This window comes from Oscillibacter valericigenes, from assembly GCF_021531915.1.
In the GTDB taxonomy this organism is placed as follows: Bacteria; Bacillota; Clostridia; order Oscillospirales; family Oscillospiraceae; genus Oscillibacter; species Oscillibacter valericigenes_A.
This window is the reverse complement of sequence record NZ_JAFBIV010000001.1, coordinates 22093-43681: the sequence shown is the minus strand read 5'-3', so window position 1 is coordinate 43681 and position 21589 is coordinate 22093. Positions and strand designations below refer to the sequence as shown.

Genomic DNA, 21589 nt, shown 5'->3' with positions numbered 1-21589 from the left:
AGCAAAAAACAAGCTTTATCAAGTCTGCCTTTCCTCTCTTAACCCTCTCTCCATTACGGGATATCCGCATCCGTTGTCCGCCGAAATATAACAAGAGTCCCGGCGCGTTGCGCCGGGACTCTTGTTTTCAAAAATCACATGAGATTATACAGAATCTTCGCCATCTGACCCCGGGTAATGGGGTTGTTGGGCTTGAAGCTGCCGTCGGCGTAGCCGCCGATGACACCCTGGGCCGCCATGGTCTGGATATAGAAAGCGGCGTAGGCGGGGATCTTCCCGGCGTCCGTGAAGGTCAGCTCCACCGTGGCATAGCCCTTCTCCTGAGTGCGGCCGATCATGGTGGCCGCCTGGGCGCGGGTCAGGCTGTTGTTGGGATTGAAATACAGCTTGCCGTCCTTACCGGTAGTGCCGTTGATGACGCCCTCGGTATACAGGGCCTTGATGGCAGGCACCGCGTAGTCGGCGATCTTGTTGTTGTCGGCAAAGGGCAGGACCACGTCGGCGTACTTGCTCTCATCCAGACCCAGGTAGCGGTAGAGCATCACAGAGAACTGGGCCCGGGTGATGTTCTGGCCGGGGCGGAAGGTGCCGTCGGCGTAGCCCGTGGTAATGCCGGAGGTGTACAGGAACTCCACGTAGTTGGCACCCCAGTAGCCCTTGGTATCGGTGAAGGAGAATTCATAATCCTCCGCCACCGGCACGTCATAGGAGGCCCGACCAATGTTGCCGGAGGCATCCTTCGCCGTAATGGTGACGCGGTGGGGTCGTCCGTCGGAGACCAGAGAGGTGGTCAAGGCACCGGTGGAGGTGTTGTAGGAGAAGTCCTGCTCCTGGCCGTCCCAGGTGACGGAGACGGCGGACCAGGGCAGGACGCCGTCCACCAGGTCGGAAACGCTGGCTCCCAGGGTGGTCTCGCCCACCGTCAGGGTCACCTTGGGCGCCTCATTGTCCACGGCGCCGCCGAAGGAAGCCACCATCTGATCCAGATAAAGGGTGCCGCTGTGGGGCGTGTCAGGATACTCCTGGATCAGGTTCCCTAGGCCGTCGTCATAGACCACCGGCTCGGGGGCGCTGATCCGCAGGCCCTGGATGGCAAAGCCGGTGCCCAGCTCCACGGAGACCTGCTTCCAGCCGGTGAAGTCCAGGGTGGCAACGGGCTTGGCCTGATAGCCCAGGTCGCCGTCGCTGTACAGCAGGGACAGGGTATTGCCGGAGTTGTCGCCGTACACCCACAGGTTCACGCTGCTGTATACCTTGGGGCTGACGGTGATGTCACTGTCGGTGGTCCACTGGGCGGTCATATCCGCTTCCTCGTTGAGGGTGTAATCCAGGCGGGCGGCGCCCCGGCCCATGCGGACCTGATCGGCGGCACTCACATGGCTCAGCTTCACGCCGTCTCCGGCGCCATCAGTGAAGACGGTGCGGGCCTGTTCAAAGTCCTCCACAGTCTTGAGGGCCAGGCGGGAAACCGTCACCGGGATGGAAACGCTCCTGCCGCCAGCGGTGACGGTAATGGTGCCCTGGCCGGGCGCGCCGGCAGTCAGGATGCCGTCAGCGCTCACGGTGCCGATATCGCCGCTGACAGACCAGGTAAAGGCCTCCGGGTCTGCCTTCAGGGGCAGGTGCTGATAGGCGGCTGTGGCCGTCAGGGTGGTCTTGGAGCCGGGGGTCACCGTCAGGGAAGTCAGGATAGTGCCGCTGCTGTTGCGGATGGCCACATCGTCCGGAGTCTCAATGGCGTAGACAGTGGCGGTGCCCTTCTTGCTGCCGCTCTTTGCGGTGACAGTGATCTCACCGCCGTGGGCGGGGGTGGTCAGCACATGGCCGTCCAGCTCACCGTCGGAAACGGTCAGATCGTAGCTCTTTGCCATGGGAATATAGTTGGTGTCCACCGCCGCGGCGGAGATGTTCACCTTGCTGCCCGCCAGCACGTAGGTATAGTCGGGATTCACATAGAAGTGGGACAGGCGGCCGGTGGGCTCGCCGCTGGCCACCAGGAAGATCTGGTTGGTGACCGCCCGCTCACTGCCCTCGGAGGGCCGGTTGATGGCCTTGGCAGTCAGCTCGTCCGGCTCCGTGATGGACAGGGTGGTGGAACCGCCGCCGTCCAGGCAGACGGCAGTCTCGCAGCCCAGCTCAATGAGCCGCTGGGCCACCTGGGTCATGGAGGCACCGATGGAGTGGCCGGATTTCCGGCCGTCAATGGTGTAGAAGATCAGGGTGCCGTCCGCCTTCTGGCCCACGGCGGTGCGGGGGTTGGCCCCCGCCTGGAGACCGGAGATTACCTGGCCGTTTTCCACCAAAGCGTACAGGGTGCCCACGGCGTATTCCACATCCTCCCATTCATCGTTGGAGGTCTCGATCTTCAGGGTGATCTCGCCGCCCTCGGACAGGCCCCGCAGGGCGTCCACATGGTAGGCGTCGGACTTCAGATTGACGGACAGCACCACCTGGTCCGGCTGGATGGCGGTGGCCGCCGCAGCCTCAATGACCCGCTCCACCCGCAGGGTGACGGTCTCACCAATGGCGATTTCACCGTTCTCCACAGAGCAGACCACGTCAATGCCCGGCTCCGTATTGCCGGTGGTGTGGCGGTCGTTGAAATCATAGGTATAGAGGTAGATGCCGCCGGTGGAGACCCGGGCCTTGTTGACACCGAAAACAGGGCGCACATACTCCGTGTAATTGCCGAAGCCGTCATTCACACCGTAGCCCAGGCTGGCGGTCACCTTGACGCCGGGCTTGCCCATGACGGCGCTGCCGTCCTTTTTGAAGCCCACCGCGTAATAACCGGCGTCGCTGCTGCGCAGCAGGCCGTCGGTGACCACGATGCCGATGGGCAGGCCGGTGCCCACGTTGTAGAAGTCACCGTTGATGCCGGCCACTACACGATAGCCCTCTGCCTCCAGCGCCTTGGCGGCGGCAGTGACGGTGCTGCGCTGTGTCAGAACGCCGCCGAAGGTGACGATGGGCTTTACATCCCGGTTGGGCGTGTAGGTGATGAAGTTCTCCTGGCGGAGGTCAGAATAGGAGGTGCTCCAGAACACATTGGTGGAGAGCTGGGTCTCCTCGTTCAGGGTGATCTCCTTGCTGGTCAGGTCCTCTCCCAGGGCCTCCGACGCAGCGGCAGGCAGGGACAGGGCGCACAGCAGGGACAGCGCCAGCAGCAGGGACAGGGTTTTGCGGAAACAGTTTTTCATGGGTATCCTCCATCGGTCCGAAACGAAAGGTCTACATAACGCCTATCAGCATAACACAGACGCAAAGCAAAGTAAATGTCAATTTGGAAACAATTTTCCCCAGGCTTTCCTGATCTTAGACGGAAAACTGCCGCAAAAGGTTTCACCGGGACTTGGAGAACGGCTCAAAATGTAGTATCATAGAGAAAAAACGAGGAGGACCCGCCATGACCATCACCGTCGACACCACCCGCTGCATCGGCTGCGGCATGTGCGCCTACGCCGCCCCGGAGGTTTTTCGGATAGTAGGCAAGTATTCCACCGTCATTTCCCAGCCGGAAGGCAGCCGGGACCCCAAGGTCTCCAACGCCGAAAACGGCTGCCCCGTCAATGCTATCTCTGTCATACGCTGAACCCGGGAGGGGCAGCAACGATAAAAAGAGCGGGCCGCTTTCGCGGTCCACTCTTTTTTTGCGTCTAGGGGGAGCCTGCTCCCCCTGGAAGTTCTCAGCACTTCTCCACAACCACGGCGGTACCCATGCCGCCGCCGATGCAGAGGGTAGCCAGGCCCTTCTTGGCCTCGGGGCGCTTCATCATCTCGTGCACCAGGGTGACGATGATACGGGCGCCGGAAGCACCAACGGGATGGCCCAGGGAGATGGCGCCGCCGTTGACGTTGACCTTGCTCATGTCGAAGCCCAGCTCACGGGCCACGGCGATGGACTGGGCGGCGAAGGCCTCGTTGGCCTCGACCAGGTCGATATCGTCGATGGTCACGCCGGCCTTGGCCATAGCAGCGCGGGAAGCGGGAACGGGGCCGACACCCATGATCTTGGGATCAACACCGCCCTGGCCCCAGCCGATCAGCTTGACCATGGGCTTCAGGCCGTACTTCTCAACAGCCTCGCCGGAAGCCAGCACGATGGCGGCAGCGCCGTCGTTGATACCGGAGGCGTTGGCGGCGGTGACACGCTGCTGGCCCTTGTCCTCAGCGTCCTTGCAGCCGGTGGGCTCAAAGGTGTGAACGACCTCGGGGTTGGGGGACTCGGGACCCACGGGGAAGGCGCCGCGCAGCTTGGCGATGCTCTCGGGAGTCACGCCGGCCTTGGGGAACTCGTCCTTCTTGAACTCCACCATGTCCTTCTTGACCTTGATCATCACGGGAACGATCTCGTCGTCGAACTTACCGGCGGCCTGAGCGGCCTCGGTCTTCTGCTGGGAAGCGGCGGCGAACTCGTCCTGCTCCTTGCGGGTGATGCCCCAGATGTCGTTGATGTTCTCAGCGGTGGTGCCCATGTGATAGTTGTTGTAAACATCCCACAGACCGTCGTTCACCATGGTGTCGACCATCTTGTTGTTGCCCATGCGGGCGCCCCAGCGGGCGGCGGGCAGAGCGTAGGGAGCGGCGCTCATGTTCTCGGTGCCGCCGCAGACCACGATGTCGGAGTCACCGGCCAGGATGGAGCGGGCGCCCTCGATGACGGACTTCATGCCGGAGCCGCAGACCATGCCCACGGTGTAGGCGGGAACGGAATAGGGGATGCCAGCCTTGATGGAGACCTGGCGGGCCACGTTCTGGCCCAGACCGGCGGTCAGGATGCAGCCGAACATCAGCTCGTCAACCTGCTCGGGCTTCACGCCGGCGCGGTTCAGAGCTTCCTTGACAACGATAGCGCCCAGGTCAGCAGCGGGGGTGTTCTTCAGGGAGCCGCCGAAGGAGCCGATAGCGGTTCTGCAGCAATTCACGATGTACAGGTCTTTCATGGTGATCCTCCAATTTTCTCATGTTTTTTGATGGCGGCCATTCCTGCCGCCTTGGTTCACATTCCTTGTGCGGATCGTCAAAGTTTGAACAGATTGCTATTTTTTTGACAATCTTATTCCATTCAAATCCTCACGAGTTTGATTATAGTGGGTTTTCAGTTCTGCGTCAATGGAATTTTGCTCGCCTTTTTATTTTTTGTTAAATCTTTGACAAAACCTCTCTTGTTTTCGTCAGATTGACGAAATATTAACAATGGGTCGTTTGCAGAGGTGTTATTCCTCCATCCGCGCCTGTTCCCAGGCATGGTCAAAGGCCTCCGGGTCCAGTTCGTCATAGGCCGGAGCAGTGGTCACCTCCGCCGCCTCCGCCAGATCCAGCAGACAGCTGTCAAAGTACGGTTCTTTCAGCGTCTCCGGGTCCGTCTCCAGCCGCCGCAGGATGGAGAACCCCTCCTGGGATTCCAGAATTCCGGAGCACTGGCCCGCCTGCAATTCCCGGGCGGCGGCCAGCAGCTCCGCGTCCAGCTCCGTGCTGTCGGGAGTCAGAGTGCGGGGGCCCGCCTGGTCACTCCCCTCCGCCGCCAGGGCGGAAAAGGCCGCGCCCTGGTCTTCCGCCCCGTTGAGGCGGGAAAACATCTCCGCTGCCCGCTTCCGGGCCGCCTCCCGGTCCTCCCCGGCGGGGATGAGGATGCGGTCCAGGGTCAGGAAACCCCCGGCTTCTCCGTAGGCCTCCAGCTCCTCCCGGGTAGGAGTCAGGCTTCCCTCCCCGGCGCAGTAGCCGTCATACAGCCAGCCGTACATCTGCCCTACCGCTTCCAGCTGCGCCATCTGGTTTTCGCCCAATCCCATGTCCGGCAGGACCGCTTCGGACACGTCCTCTTCCGATGGGGCATACCCGGCCTGCTCCGCCAGGTTTTCCACCACGGCATACAGAACCGTGTCCGCCAGGGCTTGGTCCTTCACATACTGGGCCAGGGTGCCGCCGGAAACAGGCGTGTCCCAGTCCAGCGCGGTCCCGGAGGCCGCATACCGTTCCCGCATCTGCTGGCAGGTCCAGGCCAGCCAGTAGAGATACCGCCAGGCAGGCACCTCACGCCCATCCACAGTCAACAAAATCGCTTCCTCCTCCAGACCGGCAGCTTCCCCCAAAAGCGAAGTCCGGCCCTGGCTGTCCGGCTCCTTTCCGCCGCAGGCGGTCAGCAGCAGGCACAGCAGCAGGGCCAGACAGGTCATGCGCATCTTCATGGCTCCACACTCCTCCCCAGGTTGTCCTTCCATGTATATGCCCGGAGGAAGGGGACCATGACTGCCTTATGTGGTTTTCCCGGAGGCCAGCTTCAGGTCCTCCACCAGAGTCAGGGCCGTTTCCAGCACATCCTCGCCTGGCTTTAGCTTCAATGTCAGGGCTGGGGTGTCGCCCGCCGCGATGGTCAGGCGGTACTTGTACTTGGCCTGGCCGCAGACGGCCACCAGGGCCTCGGGCCGGAAGATGGCCAGGGTAAATTTCAGCACGTCCTTCTTCTGGGAGATGTCGGACACGCCGGCCTTGGCGGCCGCTGCCCGCAGCAGAGCCACGTCCAGCAGCGCCATGACAGACCTGGGTGCCTCGCCGTAGCGGTCCAGCATCTCGTCCAGCAGGTCGGAGGCGTCCTCGTCGGTGCGGATGGCGGCGATGCGGCGGTACAGGTCCATCCGCTGCTCGGAGGAGGGCACATAGCGGTCCGGGATGTTGGCGTTCACCGTCAGGTCCGCCGAGCACTCGGTCTCGATCTGCTTCTCCTCGCCCTTCTCCTCCAGGACCGCCTCCTCCAGCAGTTTCAGATAGAGGTCGTAGCCCACGGTCATGAGATACCCGGACTGCTCCGGGCCCAGCAGGTTGCCGGCCCCCCGGATCTCCAGGTCCCGCATGGCGATGCGGAAGCCGGAGCCGAACTCTACGTACTCCCGGATGGCAGAGAGCCGCTTGGCGGCGGTCTCCTGCAGCACCTTGCCCTTGCGGAAGGTGAGGTAGGCGTAGGCCCGCCGGGTGCTGCGGCCGATGCGCCCCCGGATCTGGTGGAGCTGGGCCAGGCCCATCTTATCGGCGTCCTCGATGATGAGGGTATTGACGTTGGGGATGTCGATGCCGGTCTCGATGATGGTGGTGCAGACCAGCACATCTGCCTCGCCGTCCACCATGGCCTGCATGACCGCGGACAGCTCCTGCTCGGACATTTGTCCGTGGCCCGTGACGATGCGGACCTCCGGCCCCAGCATCTTCTGGATGCGGGAGGCGGTCATGTCGATGGACTCCACCCGGTTGTGCAGGTAATACACCTGCCCGCCCCGGCTGAGCTCCTTCCGCATGGCGTCCTCCAGAATGGCCCAGTCGTGCTCCAGCACATAGGTCTGGACCGGCTGGCGGTCGGCAGGCGGCTCCTCGATGGTACTCATGTCCCGCAGGCCCGAGAGGGCCATGTTCAGCGTCCGGGGAATGGGGGTGGCGGACAGGGTCAGTACGTCCACCTGTTTACTCATTTCCTTCAGCCGCTCCTTGTGGGTGACGCCGAAGCGCTGCTCCTCGTCGATGATGAGCAGTCCCAGGTCCTTGAACTCCATATTCTTCTGCAGCAGCTTGTGGGTGCCGATCAGCACATCCACGGCGCCCCGCCTGGCGGCGTCCAGGATGCGCTTGGACTCCTTGGCGCTGGTGAACCGGGACAGGACCTCGATCTTCACCGGGAAGTCCTTGAACCGGCCGCAGGCGGTGGCATAATGCTGTTGGGCCAGAACGGTGGTAGGCACCAGGATGGCGGCCTGCTTGCCGTCCAGCACGCATTTCATGACGGCCCGCAGGGCCACCTCCGTCTTTCCGTAGCCCACGTCGCCGCAAAGGAGCCGGTCCATGGGCCGGGGCTTCTCCATGTCCTTTTTGATCTCCGCGATGGCCCGCAACTGGTCGTCGGTCTCCGCGTAGGGGAAGGCCTCCTCAAACTCCTGCTGCCAGGGAGAATCGGGGGAAAAGGCAAAGCCCGGCTGCCGCTGGCGCTGGGCGTACAGGGCAATGAGACCCTTGGCCAGGTCCTTGGCGGCCTTCTTGGCCCGGGTCTTCTGCTTGGCCCATTCGGTGCCCCCCAGCTTGTTGAGCCGGGTCCGTTCCTGGTCCTCGCCGCCGCCGATGTATTTGCTCACCTGGTCCAGCTGGGTAGCGGGGACGTACAGGCAGTCGCCCCCAGCGTAGTCGATTTTGATGTAGTCCTTCTCCACGCCGTCCACTGGCATCCGCTGGATGCCCGCAAATCGGCCGATACCGTGGTGGGTGTGGACCACCAGATCGCCGGGGGACAGGTCCGTGTAGGACTGGATCTTCTGGCGATTGCTCTCCTTTTTCAGCTTAGCCCGCTTCCGGGCGGCAGGGGCCGTCAGCTGGCCCTCCGTCAGCACCGCCAGTTTCAAAACGGGCCACTCGCAGCCGGCGGAGAGAGCGCCCAGGGAGATGCGCACCTCCCCGGCCTTTGGCATGACGGCGTTTTTCAGGTCTACCACTGCGGGGATGTTCCGGTCCTCCAGCATGCGATGCAGGTTGTGGGCCCGGCTCTCTCCGGCGCACAGCACCAGGACGGCGCTGCCGCTGGTCCGGTACTGCTCCAGGTCCGCCACCGCCGTTTCCAGGCTTCCGCCGTAGGAACTGAGCTGCCGGGCGGTCATGCCCAGAAGCCCCCGGGGCTGCAGGGGGTAGCGGGAGGTGGGCAGGGAGTTTGCCATGATGACGGGAAAATCCTCCAGGGCGGCGTACAGTTCCTCCCCGGACAGCAGGAGCCTGGCGTACTCGCCCGCCATGAGCCCCGCCTCCAACAGGCTCTCCATGTCCTGCTTATTCTGCAGCAGGGTGTTCTTCACCCGCTCGTCCACCCGACCGCTTTCGCAGAGGAACACCACCGCGTCAGGGGGCAGGTAGTGGACACCGGCGGTGCCCTCCGGGTAGATGGCGGCCAGATAGCGGTCCATGCCGCCGGGGTCGGCACCATTTTTCAGTTTTTCGCCGTCCTCCCGCAGGCGGGCGGCAGCCGCTTCCGTCTTTTGCTTCTGGGCCAGCTTATCAGCCAGCTTTAAAAGTCTTTCGCCCAGGCCCTCCATGCCGCCCTCCGCGCTGCGGGGCAGCACCTCGGCGGCGGGCAGCAGCAGGGCCGTCTCCATGTTGGCGGTCCGCCGCTGGGTGCCGGGGTCAAAGGTGCCCATGGAGTCGATCTCATCATCGAAGAACTCGCAGCGCACCGGCTGCTCCATCAGGGGGGAGAACACGTCCAGAATGCCGCCCCGCAGGGCGAACTGGCCCACGCCCTCCACCTGGTCGCACCGGGCGTAGCCCGCCGCCAGCAGGTTTGCCGCCAGCTCCTTCAGGTCGGCCTGTCCCCCCACCTCCAGCGTGATGGTCAGGGACCGCAGCAGCCGGGGCGGCAGGGTCCGGGCCATGAGGGCGTCAGCGGTGGCAACCACCACGCCCGCCCCGCCCTGGGACAAGGCATACAGGGCCGCCAGGCGGCTCCGCTCCCAGTCCCGGGAGGCAATGGCACCGGGACGCAGCTGCCACTCCCGGCTCAGCAGCAGCACCGGCTTCTCTCCCAGCAGGGTCTCCAGGTCCCCGAAGAGCTGGCGGGCCTCCCGCTCGTCACCGCAGACGAACACTGCCGGACGGTCCGTTCCCCGGGCCACGGCCGCGCCTACGCAGGCCCGCTGCACCGGCTGGAGACCGGTGACCGCCGCCGGACAGCCGCCCTCTTCCACCCGGCGGACCAGCTCCGCCACCTCGGGGATGGTATTCAGTTGCTGCAAAAACCGTTCCATAGCGTGTATTCCTTGTAAAATTTTGGAAGTTATAGGCATGTACCCCCGCCACGTTCCGAACAAACGGGGGGAGAGGCTGTTTTTCATTGTATGCGCCAGGCCGGACGGCCATGCCCGGTCCGCCGGCGGTGCGGGGCACCGTTCAGTTGAACTGGTTCATGGCCTGCTGGCAGCCGTGCGCAATGATGCACTCCGCCGCCTGGATGGCCTTCTCAAAGCTCTCCACCAGCACCTTCCGCTCTGCCTGGGAGGGGGCACCGATGACCCAGTCCACCATCTCCGCGCCGCCGCCTTCCGGGGCGCCCACGCCGATCTTGACTCGGGGGAAGTCCTGGGTGCCCAGGTGGGCGATGATGTTCTTGATGCCGTTGTGGCCGCCGGCGGAGCCGGTGGGCCGCACCCGCAGCTTGCCCACGGGCAGGGAGATATCGTCGTAGATCACCAGCACATGGTCGGCGGGAATTTTATAGAACTGCACCGCCTCCCGCACGGCCTCGCCGGAGAGGTTCATATAGGTCTGGGGCTTCATCACCAGACACTTGCAGCCGGCAAAGTTCATGATATTGTAAGCGGCCTTGAACTTCACCTTATTCAGCTTCACGCCGGTCTTTTCCGCCAGCAGGTCCACCGTCAGAAAGCCCATGTTGTGGCGGGTGTGCTCATATTTCTGCCCGGGATTGCCCAGGCCCACGATCAGCCAGTCCACGGCTGAGGATTTGTTTCCGAACAGCATAACATGCTCCTTTGAAAACATCACAGTTTTGAAACGCCACAAGGGCGGGGAAGTCGCCTCCCCCGCCTTGTCGGTTTTGATTCAGATCAGGCGTTCCGGTCTCAGCGGAACAGCTTGGAGATGGAGACCTCCTGGTAGATGCGCTCGATAGCCTCGGCAAACATGGGGGCCACGGTCAGATACTTGATCTTGGGGCTGAGGGCGGGATCAATGGCAGGGATGCTGTCCAGAAGGGCCACTTCGGTAATAACGCTGTTGTTGATGCGCTCGATGGCGGGGCCGGACAGGACACCGTGAGAGGCACAGGCATAGACGTGATTGGCGCCGCCCACCTCCACGATGGCCTTGGCGGCGTTGCACAGGCTGCCGGCGGTATCCACCATGTCATCGAACAGGATGCAGTCCTTGCCGGACACATCGCCGATGACGTTCATGACCTCGCACTGGTTGGCCTTCTGGCGGCGCTTGTCCACGATGGCCAGGTTCATGTGCAGCTTCTGTGCGAAGGCACGGGCGCGGGCCACGGAGCCCACATCGGGAGAGACCACCACCATGTCCTCACACTTGTCGCCGAACTTCTTGGCGTAGTAATCCACGAACACGGGGTTGCCCAGCAGGTTGTCCACAGGAATATCAAAGAAGCCCTGGATCTGCGCGGCATGGAGATCCATGGTCAGCACCCGGTCGGCACCGGCAGCAGTGATCATGTTGGCCACCAGCTTGGCAGAGATGGGATCACGGGCCTTGGCCTTGCGGTCCTGGCGGGCATAGCCGAAGTAGGGGATCACGGCGGTGATGCGGCCGGCGGAGGCGCGCTTCAGCGCATCGATCATGATGAGCAGTTCCATCAGGTTGTCGTTGACGGGCTTGCAGGTAGACTGGACCACGAATACATCGCTGCCACGGACCGTTTCATACAGGGAGACAGACACTTCGCCGTCGGCGAAAGACTTTACTTCAGACTCGCCCAGCTTGGTCCCCATGAGCTTGCAGATCTCCTGCGCCAGCTTGGGATTCGAATTGCCGGAAAATACCTTAACATCCTTGCCGTGAGAAATCATTCCAAACGCCCTCTTTCTGTGTTCTATATTGTTATTGTTGTTATTTAATCCAAATTCTTTTATTTTTCAAAACTGCCCGACCTCACGCCGGCGGTCAGCCCCGCTCCCGCAGGATCGGCTCCAGCTCCGCGATGGTCTCCGGCCCAAAGACCGGCAGCCAGCCGGGCACCAGCTCTGCCGCCTGGACAGCGTTGGTCATCTTGACCTTCCAGGCCTCCTGCAGCTCATAGCCGGGTGCGGCGTAGGCAAAGCCCGGCCCAGCCTCCGGCATGGGGATGGCGGAGCGGTTCAGCACCAACACCGGGTCCGGCGTATTGAGGAATGCCGTCAGATCGCTCTGCAGGTCGGACACGGTCACGTCGGCGTCCGCCGGGAAGCAGGTTCTTGCCTCCTCCGCGAATTCCGGGCCGCAGACAACAAAAAACCGCTTCACGCCATCGGCCAGCAACTGATTGCTCATCCGTGTCAAGATTGGGCAAGAGAGAATGGCTTCCAGCATCAGCGGTTTCGCGGTCTCCGGAGAAACGGTCTCTTCCATAAAGAAAACGGCGCGCTCTACGCTTACCATGGACTCTCCCCTCCTTTTCAAACTTATTGCAGGCCTATTATATCAAATATTTCCCGGAAATCCAGTGTTTCCGGCGAATTTATCAAAGAAATTTCCTCCAAATCTCCCGGGGTTTCCGGCGGTTTTTTGTCAGAGCCAACAGAAAGCGTCAAAAATGATCGAAAATGCCGGTTTGTTTTCGGTTTTTTGCGGAAAGTCCCCTCTTTCCATGATCATTTTCTATGAAAAATCAAATTTCTTCACATAATATAGTTGAATTTGCGCAGGTAAAGGATTACAATAGTATCCTCTTGTAGAAAAGGAGGATGTTATGCTCAATATCGTACTGGTGGAGCCGGAGATCCCCCAGAACTGCGGCAACATCGCCCGCACCTGTGCCGCCACCGGCAGCCGCCTCCACCTGATCCGCCCCCTGGGCTTCGACATTTCGGAGAAGGCCGTCCGCCGGGCCGGGCTGGACTACTGGCATCTGGTGGAGGTCGCCGACTACGAAAACCTGGAGGACCTGTTCGCACGCCATCCGGAGGCCGCCGCCGATTTGTGGCTCACCACCACCAAAGCTCCCCAATCCTACGAGGAAGCCCGTTTTTCTCCGGACAGCTGGATCTTCTTCGGCAAGGAGACCGCCGGGCTGCCCCTGACCTTCCGGGAGCGGTTCCGGGACCGCTGCATCCGGCTGCCCATGATCGACCAGGCCCGGAGCCTGAATCTCAGCAATACCGTGGCTGTCTGCGTCTACGAGGCTCTGCGGCAAAACGGCTTCCCCGGCCTGCTGGATACCGGCGAGATGGCCGACTGACCTGGATACCCCGGCGCACAGCGCCGTTATTGTCTCACCAATTTTAACATTGATGGAGGAACTCACATGAATTACAACAAGAAAACTGTCCGCGACGTGGATGTGGCCGGCAAGAAGGTCCTGCTGCGCTGCGACTTCAACGTCCCTATGGCCAAGGACGGCAGCGGCGTCATCACCGATGACAAGCGCATTGTGGCCGCCCTACCCACCATCCAGTACCTGCTGGACCAGAACGCCGCCGTCATCGCCTGCTCTCACCTGGGCAAGCCCGCAGCCACCTTCGAGTCCTACGCCAAGAAGCAGGCGGAAAAGGGCAAGGACGCCAAAAAGGAGGACTGGGAGAAGTCCCTGAAGCAGCTCTCCCTGGCTCCCGTTGCCAAGCGGCTCAGCGAGCTGCTGGGCAAGGACGTGATGATGGCCGCCGACGTGGTGGGCCCCGACGCCCAGGCCAAGGCCGCCGCCCTGCAGCCCGGTCAGATCCTGCTGCTGGAAAACACCCGCTTTGAGAAGGGCGAGACCAAGAATGACCCCGCTTTGGCCAAGGCCATGGCTGATATGGCTGAGGTCTACGTGTCCGACGCTTTCGGCGCCGTGCACCGGGCCCACGCCTCCACCGCCGGCGTGGCCGACTACCTGCCTGCTGTGTCCGGCTTCCTGATCCAGAAGGAGCTGGAGATCATCGGCGGCGCCCTGGCCAATCCCAAGCGCCCTCTGGTGGCGATCCTGGGCGGCTCCAAGGTGTCCAGCAAGATCGGAGTCATCAACAACCTGCTGGAAATTGCCGACACCATCATCATCGGCGGCGGCATGGCCTACACCTTCTCCGCCGCCGAGGGCGGAAAGGTGGGCAACAGCCTGCTGGAAGCCGACTGGATGGACTACTCCAAGGAAATGATGGAAAAGGCCAAGGCCAAGGGCGTGAAGCTGCTGCTGCCTGTGGACACCGTCTGCGCCGACAAGTTCGCCCCTGACGCCAACAGCCAGGTGGTGAAGGCCGGCCAGATCCCCGACGGCTGGGAGGGGCTGGACATCGGCCCCGAGACCGTGAAGCTGTACTGCGAGGCCGTGCAGGATGCCGGCACCGTCATCTGGAACGGCCCCATGGGCGTGTTTGAGTTCCCCGCCTTCGCCAAGGGCACCGAGGCCGTGGCCGAGGCTCTGAGCAAGACCTCTGCCATCACCATCATCGGCGGCGGCGACAGCGCGGCTGCCGTGCAGCAGCTGGGCTATGCCGACAAGATGACCCACATCTCCACCGGCGGCGGCGCCAGCCTGGAATTTATGGAGGGTAAAGAGCTTCCCGGCGTGGCCTGCCTGCTGGACGCTTGAAAATGACCTCTGCGCCGACGACGGTGGAGATCATCCCAGAGGGGACCCCACGAAAAACCAGCGACTGCGCAGCCGTTGGCGGCTTTGCCGTTTACGGATGCGGCGTACCCCTTGCGGGTAAGCGTTTTTCGTGGGGAGAGGAGGAGCCGCGAAATGAGCGAGCTTTCGCCAGAGGGCGGAAGCGAGGGATATGGAGCCCGCTCCGACGAGGCGGCGGCGCCAGCCTGGAATTTATGGAGGGTAAAGAGCTTCCCGGCGTGGCTTGTTTGCTGGACGCTTAAAAGAAGTGGGGGGACTTTCTCCCCCTTCAAATTCCACCGCTTTTCAGTCCAAAAATTTGCGCGGCGATAAAAAAAGCGAAGATTTTGACCCAAAAATGTGTCAAAACTCTTGACAGATACGCATAATTCCGCTATAAATGAATAGGTTTGCGTACAGATCAGAAAAATGTCCGGCCGCAGCCAACATTTTTCTTCCATACAGATCACTCTGATACCCTGTATCAGTATTTTTGCACCATTTGACAGAACATAAAGGAGACAGAAGAACATGAATCGCAGATATCGCAAGACCGTCATCGCCGGCAACTGGAAAATGAACATGACCGCTACCGAGACCAAGAAGTTCGCCGAAGAGATCAAGAAGATCCTGCCCCGCGCCAAGTGGTGCGAGACCCTGATCTGCGTCCCCGCCTGCAACATTTCCACCGCCATGAAGGCCTTCAAGGACCTGCGCATCTCCGTGGGCGCCGAGAACGTCTACTTCGAGGAGAAGGGCGCCTACACCGGCGAAGTCTCCGCCGATATGCTGAAGGACCTGGGCGTCAAGTACGTCATCATCGGTCACAGCGAGCGCCGTCAGTATTTCTGCGAGACTGACGCCACCGTCAACAAGAAGGTCCACGCCGTCCTGAACGCCGGCATGAACCCCATCATCTGCGTGGGCGAGAGCCTGGAGCAGCGCGAGACCGGCATCACCAACGAGTGGATCGCCCTGCAGGTCAAGAGCGCCCTGTACGGCGTGCCCGCCGACAAGCTGCGCCGCTGCATCATCGCCTATGAGCCCATCTGGGCCATCGGCACCGGTAAGACCGCCACTGCTGAGCAGGCCGGTGAGGTCTGCTCCAACATCCGCGCCACCATCCGTTCCCTGTACGGCGCCCGCGTGGCCCGCAGCGTGACCATCCAGTACGGCGGCTCCATGAATCCCAAGAACGCCGCTGAGCTGCTGGCCCAGCCCGACATCGACGGCGGCCTCATCGGCGGCGCCGCCCTGAAGCCCGAGCAGTTCGTGGACATCATCAACGCCGCGAACCAGGAGTAAGATTACTTAGGAGGGGAGCAAGCTCCCCTCCTAACCACCCCACCACCAGTGACTTCGGTCACTGGTGTCGGCGCCCAAGGCGCCTGAGTCAACGTATTTTCGGCAGGCGCATGTCCTGCCGAAAATGATTTCATTTTCTTCATTCGCCTGCGGCGAATGAACTGGGGGAACCTATGGTTCCCCCTAGTCCCCTTCCTCTGGAGGGGATGGGCTTGAGCGAAACGAGGTTTTTATGAACAAAACACCCACTACCTTAATTATCATGGATGGCTTCGGAATGGCCCACGGCGGCAGCACCGCCGGCAACGCCGTTCTGGCCGCCAACACGCCCCGTCTGGACCAGTTCTTCCAGGAATTCGCCCACACGGAGTTGTCCGCCTCCGGCCTGGATGTGGGTCTGCCCGATGGCCAGATGGGAAACAGCGAGGTGGGCCACACCAACATCGGCGGCGGCCGCGTGGTGTTCCAGGACCTGCCCCGCATCACCAAGTCCATTGCCGACGGCGACTTTTTCACCAATCCCGCCTACAACCACGCTATGGACGCCTGCAAGGAGAAGGGCACCGCCCTGCACCTGATGGGCCTGCTGAGCGACGGCGGTGTCCACTCCCACCTGGAGCATCTGTTCGCCCTGCTGAAGATGGCCAAGGACAAGGGCCTGGAGCGGGTCTATATTCACGCCTTCCTGGACGGCCGCGACGTGTCCCCCACCTCCGGCGCCGACTTTGTGGCCCAGACGGTGGAAAAGTGCCGGGAGATCGGCGTGGGCAAAATCGCCACGGTGATGGGCCGCTACTACGCCATGGACCGCGACAAGCGCTGGGACCGGGTGGAGCAGGCCTATGACGCCATGGTCTACGGCGAGAGCGCCCATTTCAATCCCGTGCCCGTGGCCGCCGTGAAGGACTCCTACGCCGCCGGCATCACCGACGAGTTTGTGGAGCCCGTGGTTTGCGACAGCGAGGGCACCATTTCCGATAACGACAGCGTGATTTTCTTCAACTACCGGCCTGACCGGGCCCGGGAGATCACCCGGACCCTGGTGGACCCGGAGTTTGACGGCTTCACCCGTCAGTTCTTCCCCGTGACCTTTGTATGCAACACGGAGTACGACGCCACCATGCCCAATGTAGAGGTGGCCTATCCCCGCGTCACTGTCCGCAACGGCCTGGGCGAGTACCTGAGCCAGATGGGCATGACCCAGCTGCGCATCGCCGAGACGGAGAAGTACGCCCATGTGACCTTCTTCTTCAACGGCGGCAGCGAGACCGTCTTCCCCGGTGAGGACCGGGTGCTGGTGGCCTCCCCCAAGGTGGCAACCTATGACCTGCAGCCGGAGATGAGCGCCTACGAGGTCTGCGACAAGTGCGTGGAACGCATTGAGTCCGGCGCCTACGACGTGATCATCCTGAACTTCGCCAACTGCGACATGGTGGGCCACACCGGCGTGTTTGACGCCGCCGTGAAGGCCGTGGAGACTGTGGACGAGTGCGTGGGCCGCGTGGTGGACGCCACCCTCAAAATGGGCGGCATCGCCATGATCACCGCCGACCACGGCAACGCCGAGCAAATGGTGGAAGCCGACGGCAGCCCCATGACCGCCCACACCACCAACCTGGTGCCCTTCATCCTCTGCGGTGCTGGCACGGAGCTGCGGACCGGTGGCCGCCTGGCGGACATTGCCCCCACCATGCTGGATGTGATGGGCCTGGCCTGTCCCGAGGAAATGGACGGCAAAACGCTGATCGTCAAATAACATGGTTTTTGTAAGTGCCCGGCAGGTCTGCCGGGCACTTAGTCTGTCGATAAACGCGAAAATCTTGCGCGATGTGAAGGAAGGGTGTGCGCGGGGAACCCAGGAAGGGTGCCCTGCGCCATTCAAATCCATAGATTTCAGAACTTTTTGAAAGTTCTGAAATCGAAAGCAGCATGTCGAAAAGACTTTTTCGACATGCTGAGTGCCTGGCAGGTCTGCCGGGCACTTTTTGTATAAACTCTGGAAAATCCGTCCATACTTCCCTCATCAACCTTTGAGGGAGGAGCGATTTCATGCAACATAAATGGGAAGCCCTGCGGGGCAGTATCGGTTTTTACGTGACCCTGGCCGTCTGTCTGCTAGTGGCGGGCATCAGCGGCTACTTCCTGCTGGTAAACCGAGAGGAGCCCCCCGCAGAACCGGAGACGCCGGTCATGGACACAGCCACGGAAGCCCCCGCGCCTGTTGTGGAAGTGGCGGAGGAACCGGAGGTCATCGAGGTCATCTCCTCTGCCCCCAAGGCAACCGAGATCACCTCCATGCCGGAGGTGCCGGTGGATGACACCCCCGTGACGCCGGAGGCCCCCCGCATCATCGTATCACCGCTGAAGGGCGAAGTCCTCACTGCCTTCTCCGTGGACCAGCTGGTCTACAACCCCACGCTGGAGGACTGGCGCATTCACGACGGTCTGGACATCTCCGCTGATGCGGGGACCTCCGTGCTGGCCGCCAGTTCCGGCACCGTGCTCTCCGTGGAGGATGACGCCCTCATGGGCACCACGGTCACCCTGGAGCATGACGGCGGCTATCAGACCACCTACGCCAGCCTCCAGGCGGACCCGGCGGTGGAGGTTGGGGACAGCGTCTCCGCCGGACAGATCATCGGCGCCGTGGGCACCGCCCCCGCCGAAGCCGCCCAGGGGCCCCACCTGCACTTCTCCGTGGAAAAGGACGGCGACGCGGTAGACCCGGAGGAATATCTGAGCAAGTAAAGCAGCAGGCGCCCCGGAATCATCCGGGGCGCCCCAGCTTGTCGAAAAAGTCTTTTTCGACAAGCTGCTGCAAGTTTTTCGAACTTCAAAAAGTTCGAAAAACTTGTGATTGAAAACGAAAGACACCCCTCCTGGGTTTCTTTCGTAACTATCTTCCTTCCCGTCGCTCAGCTCTTACAGGTTTATCAGCAGACTAAGGCGCCCCGGAATCATCCGGGGCGCCTGGTCATATCTCCACGTCTCTCTGTCCGTCGGCTCACGCCTGTGCCGCTTTCATGCGGGCGTTGGCGCTGCGGACAGTGCGGCGGAGGAAGATGGCGCTGAGGGTAACGGAGGCGATCTCCGCAATGGGGAAGGACCACCACACCAGCTCCAGACGGCCTGTCTGGGCCAGGAGCCACGCTGCCGGCAGCAGTACCACCAGCTGGCGGCACACGGAAACCACCATGCTGTACATGGGGTTGCCGATGGCCTGGCACACGGAACCGGCGATGATGCAGAAACCCGCCAGCAGGAAGGAGATGCTGATGATCCGCAGGGCGGGAATACCGATGGCTGTCATCTCCGCTGAGGCGTCAAACAGGGACAGCAGCGTGGCGGGGATGGTCTGGAAGGCCAGGAAGCCCAGGAACATGATGGCGACAGCGGTGAAGATGGTCAGCCGCACGGTCTTCCACACCCGCTCCGGCCGGGCGGCGCCGTAGTTATAGGAGATGATGGGCACCATGCCGTTGTTCAGGCCGAAGATGGGCATGAAGATGAAGCTCTGGATCTTGAAATAGGCGCCGAACACCGCCGTGGCGGTGGGAGTGAACACGAACAGGATCTTGTTCATGCCGAAGGTCATGATGGAGCCGATGGACTGCATGACGATGGAGGGGATACCCACCCGGTAGATCTCCTTGACCGCAACCTTGTCCGGGCGGATCAGGCTGGAACGGATATGAATGTCGTGGTTGCATTTCAGATTCATGATGATCGCCAGGATGGCGCCCACGAACTGCCCCAGCACTGTGGCAACTGCGGCGCCCGCCACACCCAGCTTAGGCATACCCAGCAGACCGAAGATGAAGATGGGGTCCAGTACGATATTGGTAATGGCGCCTGCCAGCTGGGTGATCATGGCCAGGGTGGTGCGGCCGGTGGATTGCAGCAGCCGCTCAAAGCAGAACTGGCAGAAGATGCCCACGGACAGGCCCAGGCAGATGCGGGTATAGGCAGTGCCCATCTCCACGATCTCCGGCACGCTCTTGGCCTGGGCCATGAAGAAGGGCCAGGAGAGGAAGATGCCGATGAGCGCAAACACCACGGCGCTGCACAGGGACAGGAAAATGCCCGTGCCCGCGGCCCGGTCCGCCATATCCTGTTTCTTCTCGCCTAGGGAGCGGGACAGCAGGGCGTTGATGCCCACAGCGGTGCCAGCGCCTACGGCAATCATCAGGCTCTGGAGGGGAAAGGCCAGGCTCACGGCGTTGAAGGCGTTCTCACTGATGCGGGAGACAAACACGCTGTCCACCACGTTGTACAGGGCCTGGACCAGCATGGAGATCATCATGGGCACAGCCATGCCCGCCAGCAGGCGGCCAACCGGCATGACGCCCATTTTGTTTTCCTGAGGTGCCGCGCCGGCGGCGTGGGTTTGATCGTTCATTTCTGATATTCCTTTCTATGGTGAAAACTCGGAAGAAAAAGGACGCGGCTCTTACAGCCGCGCCTTTTCAGGTGCATTTACTTTTTCAGCTCGCCGGTGGCCAGCTGGGTCAGATAGGCGTTCAGGAACCCGTCCAGATCGCCGCACCCCACGCGCCAGAGACGCGCGGGGGCCCCGCATTTGACTCAAATGGCCGGGCAAAGCCCGTCCATTTCAAGGTTTTGCTTCGCAAAACGCTTGGACGCCGCATTCACGGCGGGGGACGGCTCGTTGCTTTCTGTTACTTTTTCAGCTCGCCTGTTGCCAGCTGGGTCAGGTAGGCATTCAGGAAGCCATCCAGATCGCCGTCCATCACGTTGTCGATGTTGCCGGTCTCGTAGCCGGTGCGGGTATCCTTCACCATCTGGTAGGGCATGAACACGTAGGACCGGATCTGGCTGCCCCACTCGATCTTCAGCTGGACGCCCTTGATGTCGGAGATCTTCTCCGCGTGCTGCTGCGCCTTCAGCTCCAGCAGCTTGGCCCTCAGCATCTTCATACAGTTGTCCTTGTTCTGGAACTGGCTGCGCTCCTGCTGTGACGCCACCACGATGCCGGTGGGCTTGTGGGTCAGGCGAACGGCGGAGGAGGTCTTGTTGACGTGCTGGCCGCCTGCGCCGGAGGCGCGGTAGACCTGCATTTCGATGTCCTCTTCCCGGATCTCAATGGAGTCGTCGTTCTCCAGCTCCGGCATGACCTCGATGGCGGCGAAGGAGGTCTGGCGGCGGGCGTTGGCGTCAAAGGGGGACACCCGGACCAGCCGGTGGACGCCGTTCTCGCTCTTCAGAAGGCCATAGGCGTTTTCGCCCTCGATGGAGATGGCAGCGGACTTGATGCCGGCCTCGTCGCCCTCTTCATAGTCCAGAATTTTATAGACAAAGCCGTGGCGCTCGGCCCAGCGGGTGTACATGCGGTAGAGCATCTGGGCCCAGTCCTGGGCCTCGGTGCCGCCGGCGCCGGCATGGAACTGCAGAATGGCGTTGGAGTTGTCGTACTCACCGGAGAGCAGGGTGGTCATGCGGGTCTCCTCAACCTTCTCTTCCAAGTCTGCGAACTCACTCTTTAGTTCCTCCAGGATGTCGGCGTCGTCCTCCTCCTGGCCCATTTCGCACAGGGTGGTCAGATCCTCCCAGGCGGAGACCAGCTTTTCCTGGCGGGCGATCTTGTTCTGCAGCTGCTTCAGGCGCATCTGCACCTTCTGGGACCGCTCCAGGTCGTTCCAGAAGCCATCCTGGGCAGTCTCGTCCTCCAGGCGTGCAGCCTCCTGCTTGGCACTCTCAATGTCCAGGGCAGCGGCCAGCTTTTCCAGCTCGGGGCCCAGCTCCCGGAGCTTCTGCTTATAAGAATCATATTCGATCAAAGCCATGACATGTTCTCCATTTTTCGAATTTCATTAGCCATAGTATTATATAGGAAGTGTGCGGATTTGTAAAGGGAAACCTGCGGTTTTGCGGTCCTTTTGTGACGTTTCCGTTCAGGTTTCCCGGAAGGCATGTATGTTCATAATTTGTTCATGATTGCAGCGCCGCTTTCAGCTATGTTATAAGAAGGTATATTATGTAACCACGATC

15 protein-coding genes are annotated in these 21589 nt (G+C 61.7%); 6 read left to right on the top strand and 9 right to left on the bottom strand.

The features are described from left to right. Window positions 1-134: 134 nt before the first annotated feature. Entirely contained in the window at window positions 135-3200 is a 3066-nt protein-coding gene (locus JQM66_RS00165) for an S-layer homology domain-containing protein (RefSeq protein WP_235227795.1), read from the bottom strand. 206 nt (window positions 3201-3406) lie between these two features. On the opposite strand from JQM66_RS00165, the gene JQM66_RS00160 reads away from it, so the two are divergent. Next, complete coding sequence (locus tag JQM66_RS00160) at window positions 3407-3592, top strand: ferredoxin (RefSeq protein WP_235227794.1); 186 nt, start codon at window positions 3407-3409, stop codon at window positions 3590-3592. Window positions 3593-3686: 94 nt separating this feature from the next. Here JQM66_RS00160 and JQM66_RS00155 read toward each other — a convergent pair whose 3' ends face one another. The 6 genes from JQM66_RS00155 to JQM66_RS00130 form a co-directional block, all read right to left on the bottom strand. After that, a complete protein-coding gene (locus tag JQM66_RS00155; RefSeq protein WP_235227793.1) occupies window positions 3687-4943 on the bottom strand; it encodes an acetyl-CoA C-acetyltransferase in 1257 nt (418 codons plus the stop codon). 273 nt (window positions 4944-5216) lie between these two features. Further along, a complete protein-coding gene (locus tag JQM66_RS00150; RefSeq protein ID WP_235227792.1) occupies window positions 5217-6188 on the bottom strand; it encodes a peptidylprolyl isomerase in 972 nt (323 codons plus the stop codon). Window positions 6189-6254: 66 nt separating this feature from the next. Further along, entirely contained in the window at window positions 6255-9767 is a 3513-nt protein-coding gene (mfd, locus tag JQM66_RS00145) for a transcription-repair coupling factor (RefSeq protein ID WP_235227791.1), read from the bottom strand. A gap of 142 nt (window positions 9768-9909) precedes the next feature. Continuing rightward, window positions 9910-10500 (bottom strand): aminoacyl-tRNA hydrolase, encoded by a 591-nt coding sequence (gene pth, locus JQM66_RS00140; RefSeq protein ID WP_235227790.1) that lies wholly within the window; start codon window positions 10498-10500, stop codon window positions 9910-9912. Between the two features lie 101 nt (window positions 10501-10601). Next, window positions 10602-11561, bottom strand: coding sequence for a ribose-phosphate pyrophosphokinase (locus tag JQM66_RS00135; protein WP_235227789.1), 960 nt, complete (start codon window positions 11559-11561; stop codon window positions 10602-10604). A 94-nt stretch (window positions 11562-11655) separates the two neighbouring features. Beyond that, entirely contained in the window at window positions 11656-12129 is a 474-nt protein-coding gene (locus JQM66_RS00130; RefSeq protein WP_235227788.1) for a hypothetical protein, read from the bottom strand. A gap of 310 nt (window positions 12130-12439) precedes the next feature. On the opposite strand from JQM66_RS00130, the gene JQM66_RS00125 reads away from it, so the two are divergent. The 5 genes from JQM66_RS00125 (at window position 12440) to JQM66_RS00105 (ending at window position 18328) form a co-directional block, all read left to right on the top strand. Further along, window positions 12440-12928, top strand: coding sequence for a tRNA (cytidine(34)-2'-O)-methyltransferase (locus JQM66_RS00125; protein WP_235227787.1), 489 nt, complete (start codon window positions 12440-12442; stop codon window positions 12926-12928). Window positions 12929-12994: 66 nt separating this feature from the next. After that, entirely contained in the window at window positions 12995-14257 is a 1263-nt protein-coding gene (locus JQM66_RS00120) for a phosphoglycerate kinase (protein WP_235227786.1), read from the top strand. A 549-nt stretch (window positions 14258-14806) separates the two neighbouring features. After that, entirely contained in the window at window positions 14807-15580 is a 774-nt protein-coding gene (tpiA, locus tag JQM66_RS00115; RefSeq protein ID WP_235227785.1) for a triose-phosphate isomerase, read from the top strand. A 232-nt stretch (window positions 15581-15812) separates the two neighbouring features. Continuing rightward, a complete protein-coding gene (gene gpmI, locus JQM66_RS00110; RefSeq protein ID WP_235227784.1) occupies window positions 15813-17336 on the top strand; it encodes a 2,3-bisphosphoglycerate-independent phosphoglycerate mutase in 1524 nt (507 codons plus the stop codon). Between the two features lie 293 nt (window positions 17337-17629). After that, entirely contained in the window at window positions 17630-18328 is a 699-nt protein-coding gene (locus JQM66_RS00105) for a M23 family metallopeptidase (protein ID WP_235227783.1), read from the top strand. A 256-nt stretch (window positions 18329-18584) separates the two neighbouring features. Here the strand turns inward: JQM66_RS00105 and JQM66_RS00100 are convergent, their stop codons facing one another. Together JQM66_RS00100 and prfB are read right to left on the bottom strand one after the other, a co-directional pair. After that, window positions 18585-19979, bottom strand: coding sequence for an MATE family efflux transporter (locus tag JQM66_RS00100; RefSeq protein ID WP_235227782.1), 1395 nt, complete (start codon window positions 19977-19979; stop codon window positions 18585-18587). Between the two features lie 280 nt (window positions 19980-20259). After that, complete coding sequence (prfB, locus tag JQM66_RS00095; RefSeq protein WP_235227781.1) at window positions 20260-21384, bottom strand: peptide chain release factor 2; 1125 nt, start codon at window positions 21382-21384, stop codon at window positions 20260-20262. Window positions 21385-21589: the final 205 nt, after the last annotated feature.

Coding starts and splice junctions, on each gene's coding strand:
- JQM66_RS00165 (WP_235227795.1), bottom strand. CDS start 3,200: ATGAAAAACTGTTTCCGCAAAACCCTGTCCCTGCTGCTGGCGCTGTCC.
- JQM66_RS00135 (WP_235227789.1), bottom strand. CDS start 11,561: ATGATTTCTCACGGCAAGGATGTTAAGGTATTTTCCGGCAATTCGAAT.
- JQM66_RS00125 (WP_235227787.1), top strand. CDS start 12,440: ATGCTCAATATCGTACTGGTGGAGCCGGAGATCCCCCAGAACTGCGGC.
- JQM66_RS00150 (WP_235227792.1), bottom strand. CDS start 6,188: ATGAAGATGCGCATGACCTGTCTGGCCCTGCTGCTGTGCCTGCTGCTG.
- JQM66_RS00100 (WP_235227782.1), bottom strand. CDS start 19,979: ATGAACGATCAAACCCACGCCGCCGGCGCGGCACCTCAGGAAAACAAA.
- JQM66_RS00155 (WP_235227793.1), bottom strand. CDS start 4,943: ATGAAAGACCTGTACATCGTGAATTGCTGCAGAACCGCTATCGGCTCC.
- mfd (WP_235227791.1), bottom strand. CDS start 9,767: ATGGAACGGTTTTTGCAGCAACTGAATACCATCCCCGAGGTGGCGGAG.
- JQM66_RS00160 (WP_235227794.1), top strand. CDS start 3,407: ATGACCATCACCGTCGACACCACCCGCTGCATCGGCTGCGGCATGTGC.
- pth (WP_235227790.1), bottom strand. CDS start 10,500: ATGCTGTTCGGAAACAAATCCTCAGCCGTGGACTGGCTGATCGTGGGC.
- JQM66_RS00120 (WP_235227786.1), top strand. CDS start 12,995: ATGAATTACAACAAGAAAACTGTCCGCGACGTGGATGTGGCCGGCAAG.
- JQM66_RS00105 (WP_235227783.1), top strand. CDS start 17,630: ATGCAACATAAATGGGAAGCCCTGCGGGGCAGTATCGGTTTTTACGTG.
- JQM66_RS00130 (WP_235227788.1), bottom strand. CDS start 12,129: ATGGTAAGCGTAGAGCGCGCCGTTTTCTTTATGGAAGAGACCGTTTCT.
- tpiA (WP_235227785.1), top strand. CDS start 14,807: ATGAATCGCAGATATCGCAAGACCGTCATCGCCGGCAACTGGAAAATG.
- prfB (WP_235227781.1), bottom strand. CDS start 21,384: ATGGCTTTGATCGAATATGATTCTTATAAGCAGAAGCTCCGGGAGCTG.
- gpmI (WP_235227784.1), top strand. CDS start 15,813: ATGAACAAAACACCCACTACCTTAATTATCATGGATGGCTTCGGAATG.